10 protein-coding genes and 1 pseudogene are annotated in these 12,149 nt (G+C 63.2%); 9 read left to right on the top strand and 2 right to left on the bottom strand.

What is annotated here, in order from left to right:
- Window positions 1–70: 70 nt before the first annotated feature.
- The gene (locus E4Q23_RS03720) at window positions 71–550 is read right to left on the bottom strand and encodes a CBS domain-containing protein (protein WP_169065381.1); all 480 of its coding nucleotides are present in this window, start codon (window positions 548–550) and stop codon (window positions 71–73) included.
- Between the two features lie 514 nt (window positions 551–1,064).
- On the opposite strand from E4Q23_RS03720, the gene secA reads away from it, so the two are divergent.
- A complete protein-coding gene (secA, locus tag E4Q23_RS03715; protein ID WP_169065380.1) occupies window positions 1,065–3,779 on the top strand; it encodes a preprotein translocase subunit SecA in 2,715 nt (904 codons plus the stop codon).
- A gap of 139 nt (window positions 3,780–3,918) precedes the next feature.
- Window positions 3,919–5,166 (top strand): bifunctional glutamate N-acetyltransferase/amino-acid acetyltransferase ArgJ, encoded by a 1,248-nt coding sequence (argJ, locus tag E4Q23_RS03710; protein ID WP_169065379.1) that lies wholly within the window; start codon window positions 3,919–3,921, stop codon window positions 5,164–5,166.
- A gap of 92 nt (window positions 5,167–5,258) precedes the next feature.
- Here argJ and apaG read toward each other — a convergent pair whose 3' ends face one another.
- The gene (gene apaG / locus E4Q23_RS03705) at window positions 5,259–5,642 is read right to left on the bottom strand and encodes a Co2+/Mg2+ efflux protein ApaG (protein WP_169065378.1); all 384 of its coding nucleotides are present in this window, start codon (window positions 5,640–5,642) and stop codon (window positions 5,259–5,261) included.
- A gap of 150 nt (window positions 5,643–5,792) precedes the next feature.
- On the opposite strand from apaG, the gene rpe reads away from it, so the two are divergent.
- From rpe to trpC, 7 genes and pseudogenes are all read left to right on the top strand, one after another.
- Entirely contained in the window at window positions 5,793–6,482 is a 690-nt protein-coding gene (rpe, locus tag E4Q23_RS03700; protein ID WP_169065377.1) for a ribulose-phosphate 3-epimerase, read from the top strand.
- Entirely contained in the window at window positions 6,479–7,165 is a 687-nt protein-coding gene (locus tag E4Q23_RS03695; protein WP_169065376.1) for a phosphoglycolate phosphatase, read from the top strand. The genes rpe and E4Q23_RS03695 overlap by 4 nt, the downstream gene beginning before the upstream one ends.
- A gap of 171 nt (window positions 7,166–7,336) precedes the next feature.
- Window positions 7,337–8,809 (top strand): anthranilate synthase component I, encoded by a 1,473-nt coding sequence (gene trpE, locus E4Q23_RS03690; RefSeq protein WP_169065375.1) that lies wholly within the window; start codon window positions 7,337–7,339, stop codon window positions 8,807–8,809.
- Window positions 8,810–9,058: 249 nt separating this feature from the next.
- Complete coding sequence (locus tag E4Q23_RS03685) at window positions 9,059–9,631, top strand: aminodeoxychorismate/anthranilate synthase component II (protein WP_169065374.1); 573 nt, start codon at window positions 9,059–9,061, stop codon at window positions 9,629–9,631.
- Window positions 9,628–10,653: an anthranilate phosphoribosyltransferase gene (trpD, locus tag E4Q23_RS03680; protein ID WP_169065373.1), complete on the top strand. Its 1,026-nt coding sequence runs from the start codon at window positions 9,628–9,630 to the stop codon at window positions 10,651–10,653. Before E4Q23_RS03685 ends, trpD begins: the two co-directional genes overlap by 4 nt.
- 26 nt (window positions 10,654–10,679) lie before the next feature.
- Complete coding sequence (locus E4Q23_RS03675; RefSeq protein WP_169065372.1) at window positions 10,680–11,279, top strand: Uma2 family endonuclease; 600 nt, start codon at window positions 10,680–10,682, stop codon at window positions 11,277–11,279.
- A pseudogene (gene trpC, locus E4Q23_RS03670) lies at window positions 11,276–12,063 on the top strand (indole-3-glycerol phosphate synthase TrpC). Before E4Q23_RS03675 ends, trpC begins: the two are co-directional and overlap by 4 nt.
- The last annotated feature ends 86 nt before the right edge of the window (window positions 12,064–12,149 follow it).

Here is a 12,149-nt window from a genome sequence, read left to right as displayed (position 1 = left end):
GGACACCCGGCGATCCGCCGTGGCCCGCCCTGTCGACTGCGAGCCTGCGGCCTGAGAGAACTGAGCCCGCTCAGCGCCCCAGCGAGTTCACCACTTGCGAAAAAGTGTGTGCGACTTCTTCTGTTGTCGACTCACCGCCCAGCTGACGCTCGATCTGATGCAGGAAGAAGGCACCGCAGAGGATATGGTTGTCGCTTTCGTCGTGCTCGACGACCAGACAGCTAAGTGTGCCCAGTTGCTTGAGCGTGGCCACGACCTGGCCGACCTTTGCCCCTTCAAGATCCCGCAGATGCACGACCTCGGCGTCGTCGTGCTTGTTGATCATTACGTTGCCGACCACCAACTCGCCAGGGCGAATTCCCATCGCATGCGCTGTCGCCAGCGGCCGGTGTCCCTTGGTGCAGGCCTCGGTGACAATGCCCAGCAACTGCCGCTGCTCGTCGCCGACCAGCAAATAGTGCACGCCGCACAAGGTCATCAGCCGGTTGGCCTCGTCAAGTGCGGCGTCGCGCGCAATGGTGGCCGGCGCAAAGCGACGAAAATCGGTCATCACTGCAAGTGCCGGGGAATCAGCGCCAACCCGCGCCCCGACGACAGCCTTCGGCAGGTAACACGGAACACCTCTCCTGAGCCGGGTCCAGGATAGAGGCTTGAAATGACTATCTAACATGTCGTGACTCCCAGTGGGTGACGGTAGGAGAATTAAAGCACCTGCCTTTCCTTCATGGCAAGTGCAATTCGGCTGCCTCGGCCGCTCGCCGACGTTGAGCGCCACGGCCGACGCAGCAGGGGCCAGCGCCCTCGCTAACGTCAGACGCCCCCTCTCAATGCCGTAACGGAGCGACGCCAGACGAAGCCAGAATTGCGTCCAGCGAGTCTTGAAGGTAGTATCCATACCGCACGCCGTACGCTTGACTTAGTCCTGTCAGCCCGATTTTGCCGCGCTGCAATCCCGGTTGCTCCCGTCTGGCTCTCCATCGCTCGCCATTTCTGGCGATGGCAATGTACCGCTGCCTGGCAGGGGTCCTTACACTAACTTCGCAGCTTCCTTTACCGTTCCCAGAATGATTCCCGGCCTACTCAAAAAGATTTTCGGCAGCCGCAATGATCGGCTGATCAAGCAGTATTCGCGGGCTGTCCGCAAGATCAACGCGCTCGAGGAAGGTATCAGTGCGTTGTCCGATGAAGAGCTGCGCGGCAAGACGGTCGAATTCAAGGAACGCGTGGCCAAGGGCGAGACGCTGGACGCGCTCCTTCCGGAAGCCTTCGCGGTCGTGCGCGAAGCCGGCAAACGGGCCCTCGGCATGCGGCACTTCGACGTGCAACTGATCGGCGGCATGGTCCTGCACGACGGCAAGATTGCCGAAATGCGCACCGGCGAAGGCAAGACTCTGGTCGCCACGCTGGCTGCCTACCTGAATGCCCTGGCCGGCAAGGGCGTCCACATCGTGACGGTCAACGACTATCTGGCCAACCGCGACGCGGAATGGATGGGACGCCTGCATCGCTTTCTGGGTCTTTCGGTCGGCGTCAACCTGTCGCAGATGCAGCACGAAGACAAACAGGCCGCCTACGCTGCGGACATCACCTACGGCACCAATAACGAGTTCGGCTTCGACTACCTGCGCGACAACATGGTCTACACGACCGGCGAACGCGTACAACGCAAGCTCAGCTTCGCGATTGTCGACGAAGTCGACTCGATCCTGATCGATGAAGCGCGCACGCCGCTGATCATTTCGGGACAAGCCGAAGACCACACCGATCTTTACGTACGCATGAACGCGATCGCGCCGATGCTCGAGCGCTGCAAGGAAGAAAATGGTCCCGGCGACTACTGGGTCGACGAGAAAGGTCATCAGATCCTGATGACCGAGGCCGGTCACGAGCACGCCGAAGAGATGCTCGCTGCTGCCGGCCTGCTTCCCGACGGCGGCAGTCTCTACGACGCCAGCAATATCCTGATGATTCACCACCTCTACGCCGCCTTGCGCGCACACAACCTGTTCCTCAAGGATCAGCAGTACGTGGTGCAGAACGGCGAGGTGATCATCGTCGACGAGTTCACCGGTCGCCTGATGTCCGGCCGCCGCTGGTCCGAGGGCCTGCACCAGGCGGTCGAGGCCAAGGAAGGCGTGAAGATCCAGAACGAGAATCAGACGCTGGCGTCGATTACCTTCCAGAACTACTTCCGCATGTACAGCAAGCTGTCGGGGATGACCGGCACAGCCGACACCGAGGCCTATGAGTTTCAGCAGATCTATGGCCTGGAAACGGTGGTCATCCCGCCCAACAAGCCGATGCGGCGGACCGACAACAACGATCAAGTCTTCCGTACCGCGCAGGAGAAACATGCGGCCATCGTCGCCGATATCCGCAGCTGTCGCGAGCGCGGACAGCCGGTACTGGTCGGCACGACGTCGATCGAGAATTCCGAATTGCTCTCGGCGCTGCTCGACCACGAGAAACTGCCGCACCAGGTACTCAACGCCAAGCAACACGCGCGTGAGGCCGAGATCGTCATCCAAGCCGGCCGCCCGGGCATCATCACCATCGCCACCAACATGGCTGGTCGCGGCACCGACATCGTTCTCGGTGGCAGCATCGAAAAGCAGATCAGCGAGATCCGCGACGGCGAAAACCTCGCTGCCGACGAGCGCGATCAGCGCATCGCCGAAATCCGTGGCGAGTGGCAGGTGCTGCACGACCAGGTGGTGGCGTCCGGAGGATTGCACATCATCGGCTCGGAACGACACGAGTCGCGCCGCATCGACAACCAGCTGCGCGGCCGTTCCGGCCGCCAGGGCGACCCGGGCTCCTCACGCTTTTACCTGGCGCTTGACGATTCCTTGCTGCGCATCTTTGCCGGTGATCGCCTGAAAGCGATCATGGAGCGACTGAAGATGCCCGAAGGCGAGCCGATCGAGCATCCGCTGGTCTCACGCTCACTGGAATCGGCACAACGCAAGGTCGAAGCGCGCAACTTCGACATTCGCAAACAGCTGCTCGAGTACGACGACGTCTCCAACGATCAACGCAAGGTCATCTACGCGCAGCGCAACGACTTGCTCGAGAGCGAAGACATCTCGGAAACGGTCACCGCGATGCGTGCGGCGGTGTTGCAGGAGAATTTCCGGCGGCACGTACCGACCGACAGCGTCGATGAGCAATGGGACCTGCCCGGGCTGGAAAACACGCTCGCCGCCGACCTGCAGCTAGCGCTGCCGATTGTCGCCTGGTCAAGCGACGAGCCCAACTTACGCGACGAAGAAATGCTCGAGCGAATGCTCGACGCGGCGACGGCCAGCTATTCCGCCAAGGTCGATCTGGTCGGCGCCGAGATGTTTCACCAGTTCGAACGCAACGTCATGCTGCAGAGCCTGGACACACACTGGCGCGAGCACCTGGCAGCACTTGATCACCTGCGCCAGGGAATTCATCTGCGTGGCTACGCACAGAAAAACCCCAAACAAGAGTACAAGCGCGAAGCCTTCGAACTTTTTGAGAGCTTGCTCGACAGCGTACGCGCCGACGTGACACGAATCTTGATGACCGTTCAGATTCGCCCGCAGGATGTCGAGGAAAGCGCTCCGCATGCCGAAGTACAGAACGTCCAGTATCAGCACCTCGGCTACGACGAAGCGCAGGGGAGCGACGATCAAGGACCTCCGGCGGCAGCCATGAAACCGCTGCAGGCCGGGCCAAAAGTCGGCCGTAACGACCCCTGCCCCTGCGGCTCTGGCAAGAAGTACAAAGTCTGTCACGGCAAGTTGTCGTAAGCGCCGCTGCCACCACAAAACCCAATTGCATGGCGGCGAGAATAACCGCCCACGTGCGCCGCTGGCGCCCGCTGCCGAAGCCGTAGCCTGCGCTTACCGCCGCACACTGTCTCTGCCCTACCCCGTTCGCGAGGTTGCAATGCCCGTCAATTATCGTACCCCCGCCGCCGCAGATCTCTGGCCGGTTGCCGGCGTTCGTCTCGGCGTCGCCGCGGCGGCCATCCGCAAGCCTGATCGGCATGACCTGACCGTGCTGGCTCTCGACCCCGGCTGTCGCGTCGCCGGCGTATTTACCAGCAACCGCTTTTGCGCCGCACCGGTGCACGTCTGCCGCCGCCATCTGGAACTCGGCAGCGATGCGCGCGCGCTACTCATCAATACCGGCGTCGCCAACGCCGGCACCGGCGAGCAAGGCTTGCGGGCGGCAGCCGAAACCTGCGCGGCCCTCAGCCAGCTGCTGGCTATCGATGACCGCCAGGTGCTGCCTTTCTCGACCGGCGTGATCCTCGAACCGCTGCCCGTCGAGCGCCTGATTGCCGGCCTGCCAGCCTGTATCGCCGACCTGCGCGCCGACCACTGGCATACGGCGGCACACGCCATCATGACCACCGACACCGTCGCCAAAGCCGCCTCGCGGCGCTTCGAGATCGACGGCAAGCGCATCACCATCACCGGCATCAGCAAGGGCGCCGGCATGATCCGGCCGAACATGGCGACCATGCTCGGCTTCATCGCCACCGATGCCGGCGTCGCCGCGCCGCTGCTAGAGCAACTGCTGCGCGAAGCTGCCGACGAGTCGTTCAACTGCATCAGCGTCGACGGCGACACCTCGACCAATGACTCCTTCATCCTGATCGCCACCGGCCAGAGCGGCATCGAAATCGCGGACGCGTCGACAGCGGCCTACGCGCAACTGCGCGAAGCGCTAATCGCCGTCGCCATGGAACTGGCCCAGGCGATCATTCGCGACGGCGAAGGGGCCAGCAAATTCATCACCGTCGCCGTCGAAGGTGGCCGCGACCGCCAGGAATGCAAGCGCGTCGGCTACGCCGTCGCCCATTCACCGCTGGTCAAGACGGCTTTCTTTGCTTCCGATCCCAATCTGGGGCGCATCCTGGCGGCCATCGGCTACGCCGAAATCGACGCCCTCGACCCGCTCGACGTCGACCGGGTCAGGGTCTGGCTGGCGAGTGGCGGCAGCGAGATTCTGGTTGCCGAAAAAGGCGGCCGTGCCGCTTCGTATCGCGAAGAGGACGGTGCGCGCATCATGGGCGAGGCCGAAATCAGTGTCCGCGTCGACCTGGGACGCGGCAGCGCGCGTGCCGCGGTGTATACCTGCGACCTTTCCTACGAATACGTGCGGATCAACGCCGACTACCGCAGTTGACCGCCCCCTCGCATCGGTCTGAACCCGCTGGCGGCCAATGCCGCTGCCGACGCCGCTCAACAGGACCTGCGCTGGCCCCGCCGGTACAAACGTCAGTGCAAAACACGCGGCACGGCGAGGGTGAACTCGCGGATTTCCGCGTCGAACTGCTTGCCGTCTACGGCCGTTAACTGGTAACTGCCGCGCATCGTGCCGACAGGCGTTTCGAGTTGGCAACCGCTGGTATATTCGAACTTCTCGCCCGGCTGCAGCAGCGGCTGCCGGCCGACGACGCCGAGGCCGCGCACCTCCTGCACCTCGCCGGCGGCATCGGTGATGATCCAGTGCCGCGAAATCAATTGCGCAGGCACGGTTCCGACGTTCTCGATGGTAATCGCATAGGCAAAGACATAGCTGTCGTTGGCCGGATCCGACTGCTCGGCGATATATTTCGGGACCGCGCTGACTGCGACCTCGTATTTCTTGCTTTCGGCCATGTTTGCTCAATGTTGGGACGATCAGAACCGGCATTGCACACCAAAGCGCGCACGCTGACAAGTCCGACGACCAGGCCCGACACGGCGCGCGGCCGAAGGAAGCCGTTTCGCGCTAAAATATGCCCTCATCTTTCCCGCGGGTTTTTGTCCATGCACGTCATAGCGCCCAGCATTCTTTCCGCCGATTTCGCCAGGCTTGGCGAGGAAGTGATCAACGTCCTTGCCGCCGGCGCCGACTGGATTCACTTCGATGTCATGGACAACCACTACGTACCCAACCTGACCATCGGCCCGCTGATCTGCGCGGCGATCCGCCCGCTGACCAAGGCACCGATCGACGTGCACCTGATGGTCAAACCCGTCGACCGCATCATTCCCGACTTTGCCAAGGCCGGCGCCAACCTCATCACTTTTCACCCCGAAGCCAGCGAGCATGTCGACCGCTCACTGGCGCTGATTCGTGAATGCGGCTGCCAGGCCGGCCTGGTGTTCAATCCGGCGACGCCGCTGGACGTCATGGACTACGTCATGGACAAGCTGGATATCGTCCTGCTGATGAGCGTCAACCCCGGCTTCGGCGGACAGAAGTTCATCCCCGCGACGCTGGCCAAACTGCGCGCCGCACGCGCGCGCATCGACGCCTACGAACGCGAAAGTGGGCGCCACATCCGCCTTGAGGTCGATGGCGGGGTGAAGGTGGACAACATTGCCGAGATTGCCGCCGCCGGCGCCGACGCTTTCGTCGCCGGTTCGGCAGTCTTCGGCGCTGGCAGCGACAGCGACGCCAATCGTTACGACACGGTCATCGCGGCGCTGCGCGCGCAACTGGCGACCGCATGATCTCAGGTCCACTCGCCGTGCGCGCCGTGCTCTTCGATCTGGACGGCACGCTGATCGATACCGTCCTCGATCTGCACGCCGCAGCCAACGCCATGCTCGGCGACCTCGGTCGCCCGGAAATTGCTGTGGCAGCGGTTCGCAGCTACGTCGGGCGCGGCATTCCCAATCTGGTCAAGCGCGTTCTCGCCGGCAACATGGTCGCTGCCGATGACCCGGCGCCGCCGCCCAAGGCAGCGCTGGACAGTTTCCGGCACCACTACGCGATTGCCAACGGACGCCACGCGCTCCTTTTTCCGGGCGTCCGCGAAGGCCTCGAAGCCTTCCGGGACCTGGGCCTGCCGCTCGGAGTGATTACCAACAAGGCCGAAGCCTTCTCGGTTCCGCTGCTTGAGCAGGTCGGTCTGGCACCTTTTTTCCAGGTGGTCGTCAGCGGTGACGTACTGCCACGGGCTAAACCCGACCCGATGCCGGTGATCTGGGCCAGCGGCCGCCTCGGCGCCTCGCCCGCCGAGGTGTTGATGATCGGCGATTCGGTGCACGATTTTCACGCCGGACGCTCGGCTGGCTGCCATGTCTTTCTGGTCCCCTACGGCTACAACGAAGGGCGCGGGGTGAGCGATCTCGCTTGCGATGCTATAGTTTCGACCCTCGCCGAAGCGGCCCAGCGCGTCAGTCACGCATGAACACCATCGACCACAAATTGCATTCGCCGCCTGCCAGTCGGGCAGAGGCCTGGCCCTGGCGCCCCTGGCGCCGGTAGACAGGCCGGCAGCGTCGCCGCTGCCCCCCCGCCCCGCGGCGTGCATCGAGCCTGGTGCACACCTCTTCCAGCAGTGTTTTCTTGTGGAGTTCCCATGACTGCAGCGTATTTCAATCGGCTGGCCGCCGAAGGCTACAACCGTATCCCGGTGACGCTGGAAACTTTTGCCGATCTCGACACCCCCTTGTCGATCTACCTCAAACTGGCCAACCAGCCCTACACCTACCTGCTTGAATCGGTGCAAGGCGGCGAGCGCTTCGGCCGTTACTCGATCATCGGCCTGGCCAGTCCGACGCGAATCGTGGTCAACGCGCATCAGGTACTGGTGCTCAACGGCAATCGCATCGCCGAACGCGAAGACGACACCAACCCGCTCGACTTCATCGCCAAATACATGCAGCGCTTTCGCGCCGCACCGACCACCGGCCTGCCACGCTTCTGCGGGGGCCTGGTCGGGTGCTTCGGCTACGATACCGTGCGCTATATCGAGACGCGCCTGACGCGCTCGCAGAAGCCCGACGACCTCGGCATTCCCGACATCGTCCTCCTGCTCTCCGAAGAGATCGCCGTGGTCGACAACGTCTCGGGCAAGCTGACGCTGGTGGTCTACGCCGAACCGGGCGTTCCCGGCGCTTACCAGAAGGCCCAGGCAAGACTGCGGGAACTGCTGGCCAAGCTGCGCGAACCGGTGCGCATTCCCGCCGAAAAGCCGCAGCCCTCGCAGCCGGCGACCTCAATGTTTGGTGAAGCGCAGTTCAAGAAGGCGGTGCTCAAAGCCAAGCGCTATATCACCGAAGGCGACATCATGCAGGTCGTCCTCTCGCAACGCATGAGCAAACCACTGACCGCCAGCCCGATGGCCCTGTATCGCTCGCTGCGCTCGCTCAATCCCTCGCCGTACATGTTCTATTTCGACTTCGAGGACTTCCACGTCGTTGGCGCCTCGCCGGAGATCCTGGTTCGCCTCGAGGGCGACACGGTGACCGTGCGGCCGATCGCCGGTACCCGTCGGCGCGGTGTTTCCTTCGCCGAAGATCAGGCCCTCGCCGACGAGTTGCTGGCCGACGAAAAGGAACGTGCCGAGCATGTGCAGCTCCTCGACCTCGGCCGCAACGACGCCGGCCGCGTCGCCCGTGTCGGCAGCATCAAGCTCACCGAAAACATGATCGTCGAGCGCTACTCGCACGTGATGCATATCGTCTCGAATGTGGAAGCCCGACTGCGCCCCGAGCTGAACGCCTTCGATGTCCTCAAGGCCACTTTCCCGGCGGGAACTGTCTCCGGCGCTGCCAAGGTGCGGGCGATGGAGATCATCGACGAGCTGGAACCGGTCAAGCGCGGCATCTATGCCGGTGCCGTCGGGCACATGGGTTTCAACGGCGACATGGATCTGGCCATCGCCATCCGTACCGCCATCGTCAAGGACGGCCAGCTGCACGTGCAGGCCGGTGCCGGCATCGTCGCCGATTCCGACCCGGCTTCCGAATGGCAGGAAACCCAGAACAAGGCACAGGCCGTGCTGCGCGCCGCAGAACTCGCCGAACACGGCCTCGACACACGCTTGTGAATAGGGAGAGGCCGCGCGACAACCGGGTGCGAGGACGCGATTGACACCTGGACAGTTCCGCGGCTGGAGCGGGCTCAACCCGAATTGAATCGTGCCGGCAGCAGCGGCGCGCAAGAAAAACAGATATGCGACAATCTCCCCGTCTCCGGCCAGAGCTTTCGACCTTCCCACTCCGCAACGAGCAGCGGACGGGTATCGATAAGCAGCATCGCCGAGCGCGCTCAACGCAATCAATAGGATAGGCCGCAAATGCTCCTGATGATCGACAACTACGATTCCTTTACCTACAACCTCGTCCAGTATTTTGGCGAGTTGGGTCAGGAGGTCAGGGTGTTCCGCAACGATGCCATTTCGATCCCGGAGATTGCTCGTCTCGACCCGGCGCTACTGGTCATTTCTCCGGGTCCGTGCACGCCAGCACAAGCCGGCATCTCGCTGGCGACGATTCGCGAGTTTGCCGGCAGGATTCCACTGCTCGGCGTATGCCTCGGTCACCAGGCGATCGGTGAAGCTTTCGGCGGTCGCGTGGTTCACGCGCACAGGTTGATGCATGGCAAGGTCTCGCCGGTCGAGCACACCAATCAGGGCGTATTTCGCGGGCTGCCGAACCCACTGACCTGTACGCGCTACCACTCGCTGGCCGTCGAGCGCCACTCCCTGCCGGACTGCCTGGAGATTACCGCCTGGACCGATGACGGCGAGATCATGGGCTTGCGTCACCGTAGCCTGGCCGTCGAAGGCGTTCAGTTCCATCCGGAATCGATCCTGACCGAGCGCGGTCACGACCTGTTGAAAAACTTCCTCGAGGAGCACAGCAAATGAAAGCACAGGAAGCACTGGCGCGAGTCGTCGAACACCGCGAGATCTTTCACGACGAAATGGTCTCTCTGATGCGCCAGATCATGAGTGGTGAAGTGACGCCGGTAATGATCGCGGCGATCATTACCGGTCTGCGCGTCAAGAAGGAAACCATCGGCGAGATTTCGGCCGCGGCGCAGGTGATGCGGGAATTGTCGACCAAGGTCGTGCCCGGCAATCGCGCGCACCTGGTCGATACCTGCGGCACCGGCGGCGACGGCGCGCAGACCTTCAACATTTCAACGGCGGCGATGTTCGTCGCCGCGGCGGCCGGCGCCCGGGTCGCCAAGCACGGCGGCCGCTCGGTCTCGTCGCAGTCCGGCAGCGCCGACGTCCTCGAAGCGCTCGGCGTCAATATCAACCTCAGCCCGGCGCAGGTCGGACAATGCATCGACGAAGTCGGCATCGGTTTCATGTTCGCCCCCAATCACCACAGCGCAATGAAGCACGCGGCGCCGGTCCGCCGCGAGTTGGGCGTGCGCACCCTGTTCAACATTCTCGGCCCGCTGACCAACCCGGCCGGCGCCGACAATCAGGTACTCGGTGTTTTTCATCCCGACCTGGTGGGAATCCAGGTGCGTGTCCTGCAACGACTCGGCAGTTCGCGCGCGCTGACCGTTTTCGGCCGCGAAGGTCTCGACGAGATCTCGATCGCCGGTGAAACATTGGTCGGCGAACTGAAAGACGGCCGTATCGACGAGTACAGCATCCACCCGGAGCAGTTCAATCTGTCGGTGCAGGATCCCGGCGCCTTGCGTGTCGCCAACGTCGAAGAGTCGAAAGCGATGCTGCTCGCCACCCTGCAGAACAAGAGCGGCGCGGCGCGTGACATCGTCGCCCTGAATGCCGGCGCGAGCATCTACGTCAGCGGCCTCAGCGAGACGCTGGCCGACGGCGTCGAGCGCGCTTTCGAAGCCATCGCCGCGGGCGCCGCCCTCGCCAGGCTCGACGAATTCGTCGCCTTCACGCGCGACTTCTCGGCCTGATCAGCGACCTGGCAAAGGAGACCGGCATGGCCATCCCGCAAACTGAAAAGCACTTCGATGCGGCCGCTTACCTGGCCTGGGAAGACGCACAGATCGAGCGTCACGAATACGTCGCCGGCGAGGTCTTCGCCATGGTCGGCGTGCGCCAGTCGCACAATGTGGCCACGCTGAACCTGGCCAGCGCTCTGCGCCAGGCACTCAAAGCCACTCCGTGTCGAGTTTTCGTCGAAGCGGTCAAGGCCCGCGTCGAAGCCGCCGATTGCTTTTTCTATCCAGACGTACTGGTCACCTGCGACCCGCGCGACCGCTTGACGCCTGACTATGTCAGCCATCCCCTGCTGGTCGCCGAAATCCTTTCCGAGTCGACCGCGGCCTTCGACCGCGGCGGCAAGTTCGCCGCCTATCGCAAACTCGACAGCCTGCAGGACTACGTACTGATCGACCTGGCGGTGCAACACGTCGAAGTCTTCCGTCGCGACGCGGAGAATCACTGGGTGCTGCATGACTATGGCCCTGGCGAAACGGTCGAACTGGCTTCCCTGGCGCTGCAGTTGCCGCTTGACCAGATCCTCGAAGACACCGCCGAAGAAGGCGCCACACAGAGCACGGAGAGCGCACCGCGATGAGCGACATCCTGAAGCGAATTCTTGCCGTCAAACATGACGAGGTCGCGACGGCGCAGGCCGCCACCCCTCTGGCTGAGCTGCGTGCCGCCGCCGAGAAACAGCCCCCAACACGCGACTTCGTCGCCAGCCTGCGCAGCAGAATTGCCGCCGCGCAGCCGGCGGTGATCGCCGAAATAAAGAAAGCCAGCCCCTCCCGCGGCGTCCTGCGTGCCGATTTCCACCCCGCCGAGATCGCCGCCAGTTATCAACGCCACGGCGCAGCCTGTCTATCGGTGCTCACTGACAGCCAGTTTTTCCAGGGCTCGCCCGCCTATCTGCAAGCGGCGCGTTCAGCCTGCGCGCTGCCGGTATTGCGCAAGGACTTTCTGGTCGATGCGTATCAGCTCTTCGCAGCGCGCGCGATGGGCGCCGACGCGATCCTGCTGATCGCTGCGGCGCTGGACCTGCCCACCATGCTCGACTTCGAGGCCATCGCCGACAGCCTGGGGATGGCCGTGCTCGTCGAAGTACACAATAGCCAGGAACTGGAAGTCGCCCTGCAACTCGCCACGCCCTTGATCGGCATCAACAATCGCAACCTGCGCAGCTTCGAAGTCAATCTGCAGACGACTCTCGATTTGTTGCCAGCGATCCCGGAAGATCGCCTGGTGGTCACCGAAAGCGGCATTCTTGCCAATCGCGACGTCGCCTTGATGCGCGACCACGGGGTCCACGCCTTCCTCGTCGGCGAAGCTTCATGCGCGCCAGCGAACCCGGAGAAGCCCTCGCTGCACTGTTTTCCTGATCCATTCAGGAATCCCCGGAGGCTTCCCGAGCAGGGCGCTGGCCATCAGAATTCGCAGCGCGCCAGCGAAACCGAAACGTGCGAAA

The organism is Candidatus Accumulibacter phosphatis (genome assembly GCF_012939955.1).
GTDB classification, from domain to species: Bacteria; Pseudomonadota; Gammaproteobacteria; order Burkholderiales; family Rhodocyclaceae; genus Accumulibacter; species Accumulibacter delftensis.
The sequence above is the reverse complement of the archived record's forward strand: the minus strand, read 5'-3'. Positions and strand labels throughout refer to the sequence as shown.